The organism is Ruegeria sp. CL7 (genome assembly GCF_056536445.1).
Window position 1 is genome coordinate 584,824 of the sequence record NZ_JBQFPQ010000001.1, and the last position, 15,039, is coordinate 599,862.

Below are 15,039 nucleotides of genomic sequence, written 5' to 3' on the forward strand. Positions count from 1 at the left end.
TTTACCTCAGCGATGCACAAAAGCGCTGTATACGAGCGCAGGCTTCGGTCAGGGCTGCGTCGGACGTCGCGTAGCTGACCCGGAAGTTGGGTGACAGGCCGAAGGCCGCGCCAAACACGACGGCGACATCCGCCTCTTCCAGCAGGGCCGTGGCAAAGGCTTCATCGTTTTCGATGACGGTTCCCGCGGGTGTCGTTTTGCCAATCAGCCCGGCGATCGAGGGGTAGACATAAAACGCGCCCTCGGGTGTCGGGCAGGTTATGCCGTCAATCTCGTCCAACATGCGCACCACCAGATCACGGCGGCGTTTGAACGTTTCATTGTTCGGGGCCAGAAAATCCTGTGTTCCGTTCAGCGCTTCCACCGCCGCCCACTGGCTGATCGAGCAGGGGTTCGAGGTGGATTGCGACTGGATCTTGCGCATCGCCGAGATAAGTTCGACCGGACCGGCAGCATAACCGATGCGCCAGCCGGTCATGGCGTAGGCTTTCGAAACACCGTTGCAGGTAAGCGTCCTGTCATACAGGCCGGGCTCCACCTCGGCAGGCGTGCAGAATTCAAATCCGTCATAGGCCAGGTGTTCATACATGTCGTCCGACATGATCCAGACATGCGGATGGCGCATCAGAACATCGGTGAGGGCCTTGAGCTCATCCCGGCTGTACCCTGCGCCTGTCGGGTTCGAGGGCGAGTTGAAGATGAACCACTTTGTCCTTGGGGTGATGGCGGCTTCCAGTTGTTCTGCCGTCAGCTTGAAGCTGTTGGCCAGCGTCGTTTCAACAACAACAGGCTTTCCACCTGCCAGCAAAACCATGTCGGGGTAGCTTACCCAATATGGCGCGGGGATGATCACCTCATCACCATCATTCATTGTTGCCATCAAGGCGTTGTACAGCGTCTGCTTGCCGCCCGTTCCAACCGAGATCTGCGCGGGCGTGTAGTCAAGCCCATGATCGCGCTTCATCTTGGCGCAAACCGCCTGCTTCAGTTCCGGAATGCCGTCCGGTGCGGTGTACTTGGTTTTTCCGGCTGCAATCGCTGCAACAGCGGCGTCCTTGATGTTTTGGGGGGTGTCGAAATCCGGCTCACCCGCGCTCAGGCCGATCACGTCGCGCCCGGCAACTTTCAACTCGGCGGCCTTGGCTGTCATGGCGATCGTGGGCGATGGTTTGACGCGTGACAGTGTCGCAGACAGGAAACTCATGGATGGCCTCGGTTTGTATGTTCAACCCGACTGTCATAGGGTGCGCCGGAATGACGATCAAGCCGTATGGACAAAGTGAATTGGAGACCCCGATGAATGATGAAAAAGACTGGTATGGACCTGAGTCTGCGACATTCGGGGACCGTTTGGCAGGCGCGCGCGAAGCGGCCGGAATGACCCAGGCAGAGCTGGCGCGCCGCCTTGGCGTCAAGAAGACGACGATTGTCGATTGGGAAAACGATCTGTCCGAGCCGCGTGCGAACCGGTTGTCGATGATGGCGGGGCTGGTCAATGTCTCGATCATGTGGCTGCTGACCGGTGAGGGCGAAGGCATGGATGCCCCGGTGGAAGAGGGCGAAGGTGGAATGGAACTGTCGACCGCGGTGGCCGAACTGCGCGCCATCCGAGGAGAGATGCGGGTTTGCGCTGAACGTGCGGCGCGACTGGAAAAGAAAATGCGTCTGATGCTGGAGCAGAAAAATTGAGTGAACCCCGGGACGTACGCATCAAGCGAATGAAAATGCGATCCATGCGGCGCGGGATCAAAGAGATGGACATCATCCTTTCCGCTTATGCCGATCGCAACCTGGCCGATATGGATGCCGCCGGGCTGGATGTCTTTGACGCGCTGCTGCACGAAAACGATCAGGACCTGTATCAATGGGTCACAGGTCAGGTGCAGCCGCCGGCGCAGTTTGCCAGTTTGATTTCAAACATCGCGCAGACCTTTCAGAAATAAGACAATACCGGCTTAACCGATTTTTCGGACTTTCAGGTCATCGTGTCTCAAACAGCACGACTGAATCGGAGGGTCGGATGAGTATCGAAATGCAGGTCTCCGGGCTGGGAGCCAAGGGGTTCATGACCAGCTATCTTGAGGCGCTGGCCCTGGTGGAGCGGCTGCACCGGTTGCTGCTGGACGTCATCAAGGATGAATTCGAGCGCGTCGGCGTGCTGGAAATCAACGCGGTTCAGGCGTTGCTGCTGTTCAATATCGGCGATCACGAAGTGACGGCGGGTGAGCTGAAAAGCCGCGGCTACTATCAGGGCAGCAATGTCAGCTACAACCTCAAGAAGCTGGTTGAGATGGGGTATATGCACCACCAGAGATGCGAGATTGACCGCCGCTCTGTCCGCGTGCGTCTGACTCCACGAGGCGGGGAAATCCGCAATATCGTGTCCGACCTGTTTGCGCGTCACGCCGAAGGATTGCAAAGCAGAGGCGTGTTGGAGTTGGAAGGTATCGAAGACATCACCACGTCGCTGCGCCGGGTGGAGCGATATTGGACCGACCAGATCCGATACATCTACTGACCGCAGCTGTGCGTCGCGCAGAACCAAATCCGTCCTGCACTGATGCACAGGCCTGGCGGCCTTGTTCAAATGCGGGTCCAGAGAGCAGGCCCGCAAAAGCAGCACTCAGGCGCGGATTTATTGCGGGTCTTCATCAAGCGCACCAATCTGCAAACCGCTCAATTCCCGTTTCAGCTTTTTCCGCATGGCCCGTTCGAAATCTTCGAACCCCTGAGCGACCTCCAAAAAGGCACCGGGACCATGCAGGACGTTGTTTTCAAAAAACGGGATCAGAAAAAGTTCGCCTTCAAAATCCGCCGCGTTGATTACGAGGCCATTGACCACCACATTCTGAAAAGCGAAGTGCCGATAGGCTATCCGTGGTCCGTAGCCATCATTGTTGGAACCATCTCCGGACAGGTCAATCGTTTGAAACAAGCAGTCGGGTGCCTGGTTCATCAAGGTTGACCCGTAAGCCAGGGCATAGCCCATGGCGGTCGCTGATCCGGTATCTGATCTCACAGAGGCACTTATCCGACCGGAGGCGAAAAGCAGGTCGGCAACATCTTCTATCAGCATCCAATTCAAAATGACGTGCTGGGTGGAACGACCGCTCCATTCGTAAACAGCCAAAGCAACCGGCATGGGAGAGGAAAAAAAGGCCTCCTGCACTTCGGGTGCGATCAGCGCAGCCGCCAAACCCTGCCGTTGCAGCACGTCCTCGGCCTCATCGACCGACACTGAAATGTCCATGGCCAATGCAAGGGCCAAACGACACGTTTCGGCCTTGATCGGGCTGGCCAGCGCGGCCAGCCCAAGCGTTATGACCCACCGGATCACCAGTGGCCAACGCTTTCCATGCTGGCCCAGGGTTCCTTCGGCTCCAGAGCATCGCCGTTTTGCAAAAGCTCGATCGAGATATTGTCGGGTGAGCGTACAAATGCCATGCGACCGTCACGCGGAGGGCGATTGATCGTGACGCCATTGTCCTGAAGGTGCTGGCAAACCTCGTAGATGTTGTCGACGCCATATGCGAGGTGACCGAAATGGCGGCTGTCGCTGGGAAGGCCGTCATCACCGTCCCAGTTGTAGGTCAGCTCGATCGGCGCATCCTCCTGCCCCGGAGGGGCCATGAAAATCAGTGAAAACCGCCCGGCGTCGCTGTCATAGCGGCGTGTTTCCTTCAAGCCCAGAAGCTTGTAAAACGCCATGGATTTTTCCAGATCCTTCACGCGGACCATGGTGTGAAGATATGTCAGCGCCATTTTGGCCATCCTTTTCGACTCAGTTTGCATTGAGCTTAGCGCGCCGACCTAATGTGTCGAGACCGCCGGGTCTGGCGAATTGAAATTTGCGTGGGTTGCGGCATATATCGCGGTTTCGATGTTGCGGCTGGCGAGATATAGTAGGGGGCGACTCATTGCCAGAAAGGAAAACCTGATGCCGCTGTCCGCTGACCAACAGGCCGAGATCGAAGCGCAACGTGCGCAATCGCATCCCACTCGTCGCGTCGTTTCAGCGGGAATGGAAGATCACCTGTACACCGCGCATCAGGTTCTGGATCACGGCTTTGTCCGCGTGATTGATTACATGGGCGATGATGCGGCCATCTGTCAGGCCGCGCGTGTGTCCTACGGCAAAGGAACCAAATCGGTTCAGAATGACGAAGGTCTGATCCGGTACCTGATGCGGCACTGGCATTCGACCCCTTTCGAAATGTGCGAGGTCAAACTGCATGTAAAGCTGCCGGTCTTCGTGGCGCGGCAGTGGATTCGGCACCGTACGGCCAATGTGAATGAATACTCGGCGCGATATTCAATTCTGGATCGTGAATTCTATATTCCCGCACCCGAACATGTGGCCGCCCAATCAGAGGTGAACAATCAGGGCCGTGGTTCTGCTCTGGAAGGTGAAGAGGCCGCGCGTGTTCTGGACATCCTCAAGGCTGACAGCGCCCGGTGCTATGACAATTACGAGTCGATGATCAGCCAGGACGGGCAACAGGGGCTGGCACGAGAATTGGCCCGGATGAACCTGCCCGCAAACATCTATACGCAGTGGTATTGGAAGGTCGACCTGCACAACCTGTTCCATTTTCTGCGGCTGCGCGCTGACCCTCATGCTCAATATGAGATCCGCGTCTACGCTGATACGATGTGCAAGATCGTCGCCGACTGGGTGCCCTTTGCCTATAAAGCCTTCGAGGATTACCGTCTTGGGGCCGTCAACCTGTCGGCTCAGATGGTTGAAAGCCTGCGCCGCATGCTGGCGGGTGAGGACGTCACGCAGGAAAGCTCGGGCATGACGGCTCGGGAGTGGCGCGAGTTCGAAGAGATCATTCGCAAATAGAATTCGAATTACCGGGCGCCTATTTTTTTTCGGATTGTCATGCCAAGCGATCCATCGCCTAAGCAGAGTGTGGGCTTTTGCGACGCATGCACGATGACCTGAAACCGGAACGAAGGGCGTCGCAACGTGCCAGCGTCGCCCCGAGCGCACAATGAAAGCCTGGGAAATCCGGTTTGCGGGCGGGGCTGGGATCTGGTTGCGGGAAACCGGGGTATCCGACACCACTGCAACGGATATACACCATTGACGCCGCGCAAATGAACAATCCGCGCGCGGGTAATGGAACAGGCCCGGTAGGGGGTGGTTGACGGCCGGAAATTGGCCGCCAACCTTAATGGATTCATCCCGCAATCAGCGGGGATGTCGTTACAACGGCTTCAATTCCGCAGCCATTTGTCGGCCGTCGCGCCCGTCCTGCAACTCGTACGAGACTTTCTGATTGTCTGCGAGTCCGGTGAGGCCGGACCGTTCTACGGCCGAGATATGTACAAACACATCTTTGCCCCCTTCATCAGGGGCAATAAAACCATAACCTTTAGTGGTATTGAACCATTTCACGGTGCCGGTTGGCATGTCCCGTGTCTCCTTCTACTTGCGCATTGTCCCACAAATTGGTGGGGGCTGTGGTCAGCGTCGCCACAAAAAAAGACTGTTTGGCACTTTCTGAACAGTCCGTTTCGTGTGTTTCGCCTTTTTCAACATTGCACGGTGAAGTAAAAAATCAAGAATAACCGCCGGAAACTGGCAAGTTTGCCTAAAATGCAATCAAATGCAGGAGCAGTAAAAACATGCGCCTTTATGGATTGAAAACCTGTGACACCTGTCGCAAAGCATTGAAAACGTTACCAGATGCAGAGTTTGTGGATGTCCGCAGTGATGGCGTGCCGGATGCTGTGCTGTCGCAGGCTCTTGCTGGCTTCGGCGAGGCTTTGCTCAACACCAGGTCAACGACATGGCGCGGATTGGATGACAACCAGCGCGCGAAAGCACCTTTAGAGCTTTTGAAACAGCATCCCACCCTGATGAAGCGCCCGTTGATCGAGAAAGACGGAGAGCTGTTTCTTGGCTGGACCGCGGAAACTCGCACGCAGCTTGGTATTTCTTAAGGAATGCTTATGTGCCTGCAAGCAACAGTGAGGACGTTCAATGCGTAATGCCGCCATGATCTTGGGCGTGATTGCCGGGCTGATCGGGATGATCGTCGGGTTTTTCGGGTATGCAAAGGTGGTCGTCATCGATCACGTCGGCGAGATAGACGGCGTTCTGAGGCAGGTAGACAACCCTGACCTGATTCAGGCTGTGTCGATCATCGCGCCTTTGTTGGCCATTGCCGGGGGCGCGATGGCGCCCGCGCGCGCTCTTGTTGCGGGGATCCTGCTGCTGATTTCGGCGGGGGCGATGTATTATGCATTTGGATTCGGTGTGTTCACCATGTTCCCGATCGCGTTTGCCGGGGTTGCCGGGGTGCTTGGGCTGGCAGCAGGTAAACCGGACCAGCCCAAAGCGCATTTCTAGGTCACTTCAGGCGCAGGATCCGATCAAGTGAGATGGGGCCCGCGCCGTTGATCACGATCACCAGCATCAGGAACGTCCACATCGTGCGCTGATCCATAATGGATGGCGCCGCGTCGAACAGGCTGCCCAGTTTCACGCCATGGCCGGTGACATCGACCAGGGTCTGCACCCAGATGAAACCGATCATACCCAAGGCCGCCAGGCGGGTGAACAGACCGACCAGCAGCAGCGCAGGCAGGACGAATTCTGCAACCGTGCCAAAGAAAATGACGACCCGTTGAAAGAGCGTCATTTGGGATACGTCGTAAAGGACGGCTTCGGCTGCTTTGGGGAAAATCTGACCGAAGGCACCGGCCGAAGGTGAAAAGATCGAGCCGTCGATCTTCAGCATCGCCGAGTTCCAGTAATAGACCAGAAGAACCGCGACAAAGACCAGTCGCGCCAGCGTGGGTGTAAGCCAGTTGGACGCCAGGTCCACTTTTCCCAGAACGTTGTTGTGAAGTGAGATCAGGGCAGTCATGTCTCCAGCCTTTCGATAGTCACAGAAGTTATTGCACCGCCCTGCAAAAGCAGTGCCAGAGTGGTTCCAAGGTCAAATTCCGGTTGCGCCGCAGCGGTTTTTTCAAATGCTTCGCCGATCGTGTCGCCGCCTTGCATATTAGCGATCCAATCGGCGCCGCCGGCTGGCAGCAACTGGGCAACCGGGTCGAATTCCGGGCGTGTGATCAAAACATCCTCAGCTCGCGCATCTGGTTTCGGCGCGTTGGTTTCGGTGTTGAAACGCCAGATCGCGTGAATGGGCCAGTCCGAGCGTACCACCCGCATGGCCGGGGCAAAACGCAGCCGGGTTCGCATGACCTGTTCGGGGTCTACTGCCAGCGCGTCTGCCGGGGCGGGTTGGCTGTCGGCGGCGTGGTACGACTTGCGCAACGCAAGTTCCAGCTGCGCCACATCCGGCAGGTAACCAAGATGGGAAAGCTGCGGCATTTCGGCCAAAAATTCGGGAAAGGCTTCACCGTAGAACATCATCAGCGGTGATGATGGCGGATGCTGGCGCAGAAATATCCCGGCCAGCCCGTCCATGTTCTGTGGCCCCAGCAACTTGGTGATGACTGGGAACGCCTGATGCATCGCTTCGGTCAAGGACACGGCGACATTGTTGCGATAGACGCTGAACCGACGACCGGCTGGCTGCGCCTGGGCGTCCAGCAAACCTTCGGGGACAGGGGTTGACGCATCCATCATGGCCGCGCGAAATTCGGATTGCGAAACGCTCATGCCGGGATCCGTTCCAGGGCGGTCTGCGCGCGAACGGCTTCTTCCCGCAAAATGGACCAGTCCGGTACGTCGGTATCCCACTCGATCAGGACGGGTTTCGGCCCCGTACGTTCCAGCACGTAATCCAACAGCGCCCAGACCGGATCGACGACTTCACGCCCGTGGCTGTCGATCAGCAGCGGGTGGCCGTGATCGTCTTCATCCTCGTCATGGCCCCCAAGGTGAATTTCTTCAACTTTTTCAATTGGATAGGCGTCAATGTAACCCTGAGGAGAGAAATCCAGATTGGTGGCAGAGACAAAGACGTTATTGACATCCAGCAACAAGCCACTTCCGGTGCGACGTGCAATTTCGCGCAGAAAGTCCGGCTCGGACCAGGTGCTTTCTTCAAAAGCCAAATAGCTTGAGGGGTTTTCCAACAGCATCTGCCGTCCGACGGTGTCCTGAACCTGATCGATATGATCGCAAACGCGCGCCAGTGTTGCGTCGGTATAGGGTAAGGGCAGCAGGTCGTTGTAGAAATGGGTGTCATGTGTGGACCAGGCTAGGTGCTCGGAAAAGCTGGCGGGATTCAGCCAGCCCACCAGATGTTTCAGCCGGGCCAGATGATCAGGGTCCAGCGCGCCTTCGCCGCCGATGGACAGGCCAACGCCATGGACCGAGATCGGAAATTGTTCGGAAAGGTGGCGCAGCTGCGCCAGAGGCCGCCCGCCGTCGCCCATGTAGTTCTCGGCATGGATTTCCAACCATGCGACGGGCTGTGCGTGTTCAAGTATCTGAGCGAAGTGTTGCGGCTTGTAACCAACGCCCGGCGCTGCGGGCAGACGGTTCGACCGGTGGGCATCATCCAGCATGGGTCAGTTCCTTGATCACGAAAGGGAAGGGGCGGGCGATGGTGCCCGCCCCTGAATTCGTCAGGCCGTTCTTATGCGGGCAGATCGCGATCCAGGGCTTCCAGCGAGCCTTTGCGCGGGCTGCCGTCTGCCTGCGCGGGCAGTTCGATATCCGCGCAGGTGCCTGCGTCAACCAGGGTCCATGCATTGCCCTGATAATCAACGGTCGAGGTGCCCGCGCAGGTGGTGCCGGGGCCCGCGGCGCAGTCGTTCTGACCGGCCAGCGATACGCCATAGCATTTTTCCTTTGCCTGAGCGGATGCAGTGGTTGCGGCGCCCGATACGGCGGCTGCGACTGCGGTTGCAATAACCAGGGACTTGGCTGTGTTCGACATCTCGGTAATCCTCTTGATGACTGGGTATGTCTGCTTGTGACAATGACAAAGGTAGTAGCTTGGTAGACAGAGTTGAATTCACGAGCCCGTGTCTCACAAGCACGTCAAAGGGCGGCGTGCCCTCTTGCAGCGTAAAGCATTGTTTTTGATGAAGAAAGAGTGAATTGTTTCAATCTGGCCCCAATTCGGGGGCCAGATTCCCAGCAATATGCTGCCGATTGTTACAGCAAATCCGGTGGGGTGGCTGCCTGCGACAGCTCGTTTGTTACAACGTCAAGCGGTTGAACCTGCGTCTGTTTTTCACCCAGACGTCGGACGCTGACGGTGCGCTCTTCAACCTCGCGGTGGCCGACGGCCAGAATGACCGGCACCTTGCCGACCGAATGCTCGCGGACCTTGTAGTTGATCTTCTCGTTGCGGATATCCGCCTCGGCGCGGACACCCGCAGCTTTGAGCGTTTCAACCACTTCCAGAACATACTCATCCGCTTCGGAGGTGATCGAGGCCACGACGACCTGACGCGGGGCCAGCCAGAACGGCAGTTTGCCCGCGTGTTCTTCGATCAGGATACCGATGAACCGTTCGAAGGATCCCAGCGTCGCGCGGTGCAGCATGACGGGGCGGTGTTTGCCGCCGTCGGCGCCAATATAGGTGGCGTCCAGGCGTTCAGGCAGAACGAAGTCCACCTGGAAGGTGCCGCACTGCCAGTCGCGACCGATGGCATCTGTCAGGACGAACTCCAGCTTTGGACCGTAGAAGGCGCCTTCACCCGGGTTCAGTTCGGGTTCGATCCCGGCTGCTCGGGTTGCAGAGAGCAGGGCGGATTCTGCCTTGTCCCAGACCTCATCTGAACCAGCCCGCGTTTCAGGACGGTCCGAGAATTTCACCGCAAACTTTTCGAATCCCAGATCCTTGTAGATCACGCTGAGGAAACGGATGAACTCGGCGGTTTCGGCCTCGATCTGTTCCTCGGTCGAAAAGATGTGGGCGTCGTCTTGCGTAAAACCGCGCACGCGCATGATGCCGTGCAATGCGCCCGAGGGTTCGTACCGGTTGCACGACCCGAATTCGGCCATACGCAACGGCAGATCGCGATAGGATTTCAGGCCCTGTTTGAAGATTTCAACATGGCAGGGGCAGTTCATCGGCTTGAGCGCGTTAACGGCTTTCTCGCGGGCATGTTCTTCGTCCACTTCGACGATGAACATATTCTCCTGATACTTGTCCCAGTGGCCGGACCGTTCCCACAGCTTGCGGTCAACGACCTGCGGCGTGTTCACCTCGACATAACCGCCCTTGCGCTGCTGTCGGCGCATGTAGTCCTGCAGCAGGGTGTAGATGGTCCAGCCGTTGGGATGCCAGAAGATCTGACCGGGCGCTTCCTCCTGCATGTGGAACAGGTCCATCTCGCGGCCCAGCTTGCGGTGGTCGCGTTTGGCGGCTTCTTCCAGCATATGCAGGTAGGCTTTCAACTTTTCCTTGCCGGTAAAGGCCACGCCGTAGATGCGCTGCAACATCGCGCGATCGCTGTCGCCGCGCCAATAGGCACCCGCGATGGACATCAGCTTGAACGCATCCCCCGGAACCTGCCCGGTATGTTGCAGGTGCGGACCTCGGCAAAGATCCTGCCAATGGCCGTGCCAGTACATGCGCAGCGGCTCGTCGCCGGGAATAGCCTCGATCAGCTCGACCTTGTAGGGCTCGTTATTGGCCTTGTAGAACTCGATCGCGCGCTCGCGGTCCCAGACCTCGGTGGTGACGGGATCACGCTTGTTTATGATCTCTTTCATCTTTTTCTCGATGAGGCCGAGATCTTCGGGCGTGAACGGCTCTTCGCGGTCGAAGTCATAATACCAGCCGTTTTCGATGACGGGGCCGATGGTGACCTTGGTGGCGGGCCAGATCTCCTGAACCGCGCGCGCCATGATATGGGCCAGATCGTGGCGGATCAGCTCATTGGCCTGGGCCTCATCCTTCATAGTGTGGATGGCGATCTGTGCGTCGGATTCGATGGGCCATTGCAGGTCCCAGTGCTGGCCGTCAACGGTGGCCGAGATGGCCTTTTTGGCCAGCGAGGTTGAGATGTCGGCAGCCACCTGCGCGGGCGTGACGCCTGCGGCGAAGGTGCGTGCATTGCCATCGGGAAAGGTAAGAGAGACGGATTGAGAATCCAGGGCCATATCGGCTCTCCTCGTCGGTTTGGCGCCCACTGAACGCCCGGTTGCGGGTTATGTGTGTTCGGCCCATGTGGCAGGTGGATGGGCCTGTGTCAAGAGTGGGGCGAGGGGCCAGCCTCTCGCGCTCCCCGGAGTAATTGGAAAAAGATGAAGTGGGCGGAATTGCACTCGGGGGTGGGGCGTGCATGATGCTGGAAAAGGAAAGAGGGTTTCATGGCAGCGACGGATTTTCTGGAGACGCCGCAGGGGCGGCGACTGGCTTATCACAAGACCGAAGGGGCAGGACCGACCATCGTTTTTCTGGGCGGGCTCAAATCGGACATGGAAGGCACCAAGGCCGTGCATCTGGAAGCCTGGGCACAGGCGCGTGGGCAATCGTTCTTGCGGTTCGATTATTCCGGCCACGGGGAAAGCTCGGGCGCGTTCACCGAGGGCTGTATCGGTGACTGGCATCAGGACACATTGGCTGCGGTAAAGGCATTGACGGACGGACCTTTGATCGTGGTTGGCTCATCAATGGGAGGATGGCAGGCATTGCTGCTGGCCAAGGTCATGCCCGAGCGAATTGCGGGCATGGTCACAATCGCCGCCGCGCCGGATTTCACCGAGGACGGGTACTGGGCTTCGTTCAGCGACGAACAAAAAGCTGCGCTGGACTCTGTCGGCCATGTCGAGCTGCCGTCCGACTATATGGAACCCTATATCATCACCAAGCGCATGATCGAAGACGGACGCCAGAATTTGGTTCTGCGGGACGCTCTGGATCTGCCGTTCCCGGTTCGTTTCCTGCAAGGTACCACAGACACGGCGGTTTCGACCGAAACAGCCGTGCGGCTGCTGGAACATGCTGCGGGTCCTGACATGCGGCTGTTGTTGGTCAAGGGGGCTGATCATCGCTTCTCGGACGAGATGTGCCTGGGTTTGATCGAGACCGCGGTTCTTGATGTGTTGGGAGAAGCCTGATGCGGCGCTTTGGTTGGTTTCTGGGGCGCGCTCTTCTGGCGCTGGTTGTTCTTGGCGGCCTGGTCTACTGGTTCGGCCCGCGCGAGGAAGTGAACCTGCACCCGACCTTTGATCCTCGGAAATTTGGTGAAGGTGTTCAGGTTTTTTTTGAAAGCACCGAGTCTGCCTATGATGACATCGTTCCGGGTGTCGAAAAGCGCGTGATCTGGCAGGACGGGTTCAAGGAACAGCGCACGCCGTATTCTGTTCTGTACATCCACGGTTTTTCAGCAAGTTCCGAGGAAATCCGCCCTGTTCCTGATCTGGTGGCTGACGCTTTGGGCGCCAATCTGGTCTACACGCGGTTGCAGGGTCACGGTCGGGATGGGCCGGCGATGGCCGAGGGTACGGCCTCGGGCTGGATGCAGGACACCGCCGAAGGGCTGGCAGCGGCGCGTGCGGTCGGGGAAAAGGTGATCGTCATTTCCACCTCGACCGGAGGAACGCTGGCGGCGGCCGCTGCGTTGGATCCCGACCTCAGCCAGGATGTGGTCGGCATGGTTTTTGTCTCGCCGAACTTTGGTGTGAATACCGTCGCGGCGTGGGTGCCTTCGTTGCCTTGGGCCAGAAGTTGGTTGCCCGTTCTCATGGGGCAAGAACGCGATGTGTCAGGGCCGGACCCCGAGAAGAACAGGTACTGGACGTCGGTCTACCCGTGGGAAGCCGTCGTGCCGATGTCCGTGCTGGTGGATACGGTCTATGCGCTGGATTTCTCTGACGCCCTAATACCCGCCTTGTTCTGGTTTTCGGATGATGATCAGGTTGTGCGGCCGGACCGGACGCACAAGGTTGCCGAGGCCTGGGGCGCTCCGGCAACGGTCAGGCTGGTGACGATGGGGCCGGGTGACGATCCGTCTTCACATGTTATCGCGGGGCGGTTGATGTCGCCGGGTCAAACCGATGCCACCGTTGCTGGTATTCTGGAGTGGCTCAAGGGCTTGGGGGTGGAATAAACCCTGATCGGAAAAAAGGATGCAAGATGCGTAAGCCGGGCAGTATGTGGAGCCTTGAGACCTTGGGTCGTGTCCGCTTGTCCCGGCACTTCTTCATGCGCGATTTTCTGTATTCGGAAATCGGCAACTTCCACCAAAAGCAGAATATTCCGGACAACCCGGATCTGGCGATCGAAACAGGCCGCGCCTTTTGCGAAACTCTTCTTGACCCTTTGGAGGAGACATTTGGCCGGGTCGCGGTCAGGTCGGGTTATCGTTCATCGTCCTTGAACCGGTTTGGCAATGAAAACAAGCTGAACTGCGCCCGAAACGATCACCCGCTGGAATGCCACATCTGGGATCGCGGGGAAGGGGATGCGCGGATCGCCGGGGCATCCCTCGTCATCCCGTGGTTCGCGGATCAATATGCGCAGGGCAGGGACTGGCGGGATCTGGCGTGGTGGATGCACGATTATCTGGAGTATTCCGAAATCTGGTTCTTTCCCAAGCTCTGTGCGTTCAACCTTGTGTGGCGGCCCAGGCCGCAACGCCGGATCGACAGCTATATTGCTCCGCGTGGGTGTCTGTTGAGGCCCGGCGCTGAGCCCGGTGAAGACCTTGCGGCCCGGCAATCCCGTTACGCCGATTTCCCGGCATTTCGGGCCATCGCCTACCCGTGAAGTTTTCCTTGCCCGGTTGCGGCAAAACTTTCATCCTGACAACAACTGGAAGGACTCGGAAAACCGAGCAGATGGAGACCCCCGCGTGATCGAGCCGCTGGTGTTGTTGCCTGGATTGATGTGTGATGCCCGGCTGTTTCGACCTCAGATCGAGGTGTTGTCACGGTCACGGCCTGTCACTGTTGCACCTGTTTCCGGAGGCGAGCGCATTGAAGAGATCGCCTCGGGGCTGTTGGATCAGCTTCCCCATCGGTTTGCCCTGGTCGGCCTGAGCATGGGCGGTGTGGTGGCGTTGGAGTTGATCCGGCGGGCACCGGAACGGGTGTCGCGCCTGTGCCTGATGTCGACGGACGCTCAGGCCGATACACCTCAGATCGCGGCCAGTCGCGAGGACCTGATCATTGGTGCCCTGGGTGGGCGGCTGGAAGAGGTCATGCGCCAACTGGTCGGCACCGATACTTTGGCGCCGGGGCCCAGGCGAATCCCAATTCTGAATGATCTTTTGGCAATGGCGAATGATCTGGGCGCCGAGATATTCGTGCGTCAAATGCGTGCCTTGCAGCGCCGCCCAGACCAACAGGGAACGTTGCGCCGCATCAAGGTTCCCACTTTGATCATGTGCGGCGCCCATGACACGCTAACCCCGGTCAGACGGCATTCTTTCATGTCAGACCTGATACCAGAGGCAGCGTTGGAGGTCGTCGAAAATGCCGGACATCTTCTGCCGCTTGAAGCGCCCGATGCCGTGAACAAAGCCTTGGAAACCTGGCTGAACATCCCGCAAAGGTTTGTCTAGGGGTAAAGCGCCGCCCGTTCGTCTTTCGAAATGACTTTCGGTACGACCGCGGGCTTGCCGGTCTCAGGGTCGAAAAACGGCGTATTCTTCCAGCGTCCTGACAGGCGCGATTGCAGGGCGCGGCGCAAAAGGCCAAACGCCGCAAACCTGACCTTTTCGTGTTTTTGTTTTCCATCGGGCCGAGGGACAAACCCACGGGTCGTCACCGGCCCCAATGCGGAAACATCACCGGTAATCCTGCCGACGATAAACCCTGCAAAGGGCAAACGTGCAGTCTGTGGCGTTGTCGCCAGCGGGGCGTTGCAGCAGCTGGCATACCATCGCAGCATACCATTTGGGCTGAGTTTCATGGCCGAAAGGAATTGGCTTCCGGCGGTGATTTCGATTTCATCCGGTGCCATCTGGAAAATGTCGACCGGGCCGGGCGCCGGGTCGGGCTGCCCGAAATACAGTTGCGCCGCACGGCAGTCATGACAAAAACACTCGACATGGGTTCCAAGCCGAACGCCCCGGTCCGAGATTTGACCCTTCAACTGGCCGCAACAGCAGGAAAAGGCGAGGCCACCATGTAATGGCCCGCCCATG

Annotated in this window: 20 protein-coding genes; 10 read left to right on the forward strand and 10 right to left on the reverse strand. The window is 58.2% G+C overall.

All coding sequences use genetic code 11. The features are described 5' to 3' along the window. Position 1: 1 nt before the first annotated feature. On the reverse strand, positions 2–1,204 hold the full coding sequence (locus ACR0LI_RS02905; protein ID WP_480488004.1) for a pyridoxal phosphate-dependent aminotransferase: 1,203 nt from the start codon (positions 1,202–1,204) through the stop codon (positions 2–4). Between the two features lie 92 nt (positions 1,205–1,296). Here ACR0LI_RS02905 and ACR0LI_RS02910 point away from each other — a divergent pair, with 92 nt between their 5' ends. The 3 genes from ACR0LI_RS02910 (at position 1,297) to ACR0LI_RS02920 (ending at position 2,518) form a co-directional block, all read left to right on the forward strand. After that, positions 1,297–1,689 carry a helix-turn-helix domain-containing protein gene (locus ACR0LI_RS02910; RefSeq protein WP_152458492.1) on the forward strand — a complete coding sequence of 131 codons (393 nt, stop codon included), beginning with the start codon at positions 1,297–1,299 and terminating at the stop codon, positions 1,687–1,689. A 29-nt stretch (positions 1,690–1,718) separates the two neighbouring features. Further along, on the forward strand, positions 1,719–1,943 hold the full coding sequence (locus ACR0LI_RS02915; protein WP_170344713.1) for a succinate dehydrogenase assembly factor 2: 225 nt from the start codon (positions 1,719–1,721) through the stop codon (positions 1,941–1,943). Positions 1,944–2,020: 77 nt separating this feature from the next. After that, complete coding sequence (locus tag ACR0LI_RS02920; RefSeq protein ID WP_209832653.1) at positions 2,021–2,518, forward strand: MarR family winged helix-turn-helix transcriptional regulator; 498 nt, start codon at positions 2,021–2,023, stop codon at positions 2,516–2,518. Positions 2,519–2,635: 117 nt separating this feature from the next. Here the strand turns inward: ACR0LI_RS02920 and ACR0LI_RS02925 are convergent, their stop codons facing one another. Together ACR0LI_RS02925 and ACR0LI_RS02930 are read right to left on the reverse strand one after the other, a co-directional pair. Further along, positions 2,636–3,337, reverse strand: a complete 702-nt coding sequence (locus ACR0LI_RS02925) for a DUF1194 domain-containing protein (RefSeq protein ID WP_171722991.1) — start codon at positions 3,335–3,337, stop codon at positions 2,636–2,638. Further along, on the reverse strand, positions 3,334–3,762 hold the full coding sequence (locus ACR0LI_RS02930) for a VOC family protein (protein ID WP_171631261.1): 429 nt from the start codon (positions 3,760–3,762) through the stop codon (positions 3,334–3,336). The genes ACR0LI_RS02925 and ACR0LI_RS02930 overlap by 4 nt, the downstream gene beginning before the upstream one ends. Before the next feature lie 175 nt (positions 3,763–3,937). Here ACR0LI_RS02930 and thyX point away from each other — a divergent pair, with 175 nt between their 5' ends. Further along, positions 3,938–4,846 carry an FAD-dependent thymidylate synthase gene (gene thyX, locus ACR0LI_RS02935; RefSeq protein ID WP_152458489.1) on the forward strand — a complete coding sequence of 303 codons (909 nt, stop codon included), beginning with the start codon at positions 3,938–3,940 and terminating at the stop codon, positions 4,844–4,846. A 366-nt stretch (positions 4,847–5,212) separates the two neighbouring features. Here thyX and ACR0LI_RS02940 read toward each other — a convergent pair whose 3' ends face one another. Beyond that, complete coding sequence (locus ACR0LI_RS02940) at positions 5,213–5,419, reverse strand: cold-shock protein (RefSeq protein WP_152458488.1); 207 nt, start codon at positions 5,417–5,419, stop codon at positions 5,213–5,215. A 215-nt stretch (positions 5,420–5,634) separates the two neighbouring features. Here ACR0LI_RS02940 and ACR0LI_RS02945 point away from each other — a divergent pair, with 215 nt between their 5' ends. Then, positions 5,635–5,952 carry an ArsC/Spx/MgsR family protein gene (locus ACR0LI_RS02945; RefSeq protein WP_171631264.1) on the forward strand — a complete coding sequence of 106 codons (318 nt, stop codon included), beginning with the start codon at positions 5,635–5,637 and terminating at the stop codon, positions 5,950–5,952. A gap of 40 nt (positions 5,953–5,992) precedes the next feature. After that, entirely contained in the window at positions 5,993–6,361 is a 369-nt protein-coding gene (locus ACR0LI_RS02950; protein ID WP_171631266.1) for a hypothetical protein, read from the forward strand. Between the two features lies 1 nt (position 6,362). On the opposite strand, the gene ACR0LI_RS02955 is transcribed toward ACR0LI_RS02950, so the two are convergent. From ACR0LI_RS02955 to thrS, 5 genes are all read right to left on the reverse strand, one after another. Further along, positions 6,363–6,881, reverse strand: coding sequence for a DoxX family protein (locus ACR0LI_RS02955; RefSeq protein ID WP_171631268.1), 519 nt, complete (start codon positions 6,879–6,881; stop codon positions 6,363–6,365). Further along, entirely contained in the window at positions 6,878–7,639 is a 762-nt protein-coding gene (locus ACR0LI_RS02960) for an HvfC/BufC family peptide modification chaperone (RefSeq protein WP_480487998.1), read from the reverse strand. Before ACR0LI_RS02960 ends, ACR0LI_RS02955 begins: the two co-directional genes overlap by 4 nt. Then, entirely contained in the window at positions 7,636–8,493 is an 858-nt protein-coding gene (gene bufB, locus ACR0LI_RS02965; protein WP_171722993.1) for an MNIO family bufferin maturase, read from the reverse strand. Before bufB ends, ACR0LI_RS02960 begins: the two co-directional genes overlap by 4 nt. Before the next feature lie 71 nt (positions 8,494–8,564). Beyond that, positions 8,565–8,867: a BufA1 family periplasmic bufferin-type metallophore gene (locus tag ACR0LI_RS02970; RefSeq protein ID WP_171631275.1), complete on the reverse strand. Its 303-nt coding sequence runs from the start codon at positions 8,865–8,867 to the stop codon at positions 8,565–8,567. Positions 8,868–9,088: 221 nt separating this feature from the next. After that, positions 9,089–11,047: a threonine--tRNA ligase gene (gene thrS / locus ACR0LI_RS02975; protein ID WP_171631277.1), complete on the reverse strand. Its 1,959-nt coding sequence runs from the start codon at positions 11,045–11,047 to the stop codon at positions 9,089–9,091. Positions 11,048–11,257: 210 nt separating this feature from the next. Between thrS and ACR0LI_RS02980 the strand changes: the two genes are divergently transcribed. From ACR0LI_RS02980 to ACR0LI_RS02995, 4 genes are all read left to right on the forward strand, one after another. Next, entirely contained in the window at positions 11,258–12,007 is a 750-nt protein-coding gene (locus tag ACR0LI_RS02980) for an alpha/beta fold hydrolase (RefSeq protein WP_171722994.1), read from the forward strand. Beyond that, positions 12,007–12,999, forward strand: a complete 993-nt coding sequence (locus tag ACR0LI_RS02985; RefSeq protein ID WP_171631282.1) for an alpha/beta hydrolase — start codon at positions 12,007–12,009, stop codon at positions 12,997–12,999. Before ACR0LI_RS02980 ends, ACR0LI_RS02985 begins: the two co-directional genes overlap by 1 nt. Positions 13,000–13,043: 44 nt before the next feature. Beyond that, on the forward strand, positions 13,044–13,658 hold the full coding sequence (locus tag ACR0LI_RS02990; protein ID WP_480490765.1) for a hypothetical protein: 615 nt from the start codon (positions 13,044–13,046) through the stop codon (positions 13,656–13,658). An 85-nt stretch (positions 13,659–13,743) separates the two neighbouring features. Continuing rightward, positions 13,744–14,454, forward strand: coding sequence for an alpha/beta fold hydrolase (locus ACR0LI_RS02995; protein ID WP_480490529.1), 711 nt, complete (start codon positions 13,744–13,746; stop codon positions 14,452–14,454). Here ACR0LI_RS02995 and ACR0LI_RS03000 read toward each other — a convergent pair. Further along, positions 14,451–15,038, reverse strand: a complete 588-nt coding sequence (locus ACR0LI_RS03000; RefSeq protein WP_480717987.1) for a DUF6151 family protein — start codon at positions 15,036–15,038, stop codon at positions 14,451–14,453. The two genes, ACR0LI_RS02995 and ACR0LI_RS03000, sit on opposite strands and share 4 nt — an antisense overlap. Between the last annotated feature and the right edge of the window lies 1 nt (position 15,039).

Bases quoted from the DNA above. Each gene is read 5' to 3' on its own strand.
- ACR0LI_RS02905 (WP_480488004.1), bottom strand. From the start codon at position 1,204: ATGAGTTTCCTGTCTGCGACACTGTCACGCGTCAAACCATCGCCCACG.
- ACR0LI_RS02910 (WP_152458492.1), top strand. From the start codon at position 1,297: ATGAATGATGAAAAAGACTGGTATGGACCTGAGTCTGCGACATTCGGG.
- ACR0LI_RS02915 (WP_170344713.1), top strand. From the start codon at position 1,719: ATGAAAATGCGATCCATGCGGCGCGGGATCAAAGAGATGGACATCATC.
- ACR0LI_RS02920 (WP_209832653.1), top strand. From the start codon at position 2,021: ATGAGTATCGAAATGCAGGTCTCCGGGCTGGGAGCCAAGGGGTTCATG.
- ACR0LI_RS02930 (WP_171631261.1), bottom strand. From the start codon at position 3,762: ATGGCGCTGACATATCTTCACACCATGGTCCGCGTGAAGGATCTGGAA.
- thyX (WP_152458489.1), top strand. From the start codon at position 3,938: ATGCCGCTGTCCGCTGACCAACAGGCCGAGATCGAAGCGCAACGTGCG.
- ACR0LI_RS02940 (WP_152458488.1), bottom strand. From the start codon at position 5,419: ATGCCAACCGGCACCGTGAAATGGTTCAATACCACTAAAGGTTATGGT.
- ACR0LI_RS02945 (WP_171631264.1), top strand. From the start codon at position 5,635: ATGCGCCTTTATGGATTGAAAACCTGTGACACCTGTCGCAAAGCATTG.
- ACR0LI_RS02950 (WP_171631266.1), top strand. From the start codon at position 5,993: ATGCGTAATGCCGCCATGATCTTGGGCGTGATTGCCGGGCTGATCGGG.
- ACR0LI_RS02955 (WP_171631268.1), bottom strand. From the start codon at position 6,881: ATGACTGCCCTGATCTCACTTCACAACAACGTTCTGGGAAAAGTGGAC.
- ACR0LI_RS02960 (WP_480487998.1), bottom strand. From the start codon at position 7,639: ATGAGCGTTTCGCAATCCGAATTTCGCGCGGCCATGATGGATGCGTCA.
- bufB (WP_171722993.1), bottom strand. From the start codon at position 8,493: ATGCTGGATGATGCCCACCGGTCGAACCGTCTGCCCGCAGCGCCGGGC.
- ACR0LI_RS02970 (WP_171631275.1), bottom strand. From the start codon at position 8,867: ATGTCGAACACAGCCAAGTCCCTGGTTATTGCAACCGCAGTCGCAGCC.
- thrS (WP_171631277.1), bottom strand. From the start codon at position 11,047: ATGGCCCTGGATTCTCAATCCGTCTCTCTTACCTTTCCCGATGGCAAT.
- ACR0LI_RS02980 (WP_171722994.1), top strand. From the start codon at position 11,258: ATGGCAGCGACGGATTTTCTGGAGACGCCGCAGGGGCGGCGACTGGCT.
- ACR0LI_RS02985 (WP_171631282.1), top strand. From the start codon at position 12,007: ATGCGGCGCTTTGGTTGGTTTCTGGGGCGCGCTCTTCTGGCGCTGGTT.
- ACR0LI_RS02990 (WP_480490765.1), top strand. From the start codon at position 13,044: ATGTGGAGCCTTGAGACCTTGGGTCGTGTCCGCTTGTCCCGGCACTTC.
- ACR0LI_RS03000 (WP_480717987.1), bottom strand. From the start codon at position 15,038: ATGGGCGGGCCATTACATGGTGGCCTCGCCTTTTCCTGCTGTTGCGGC.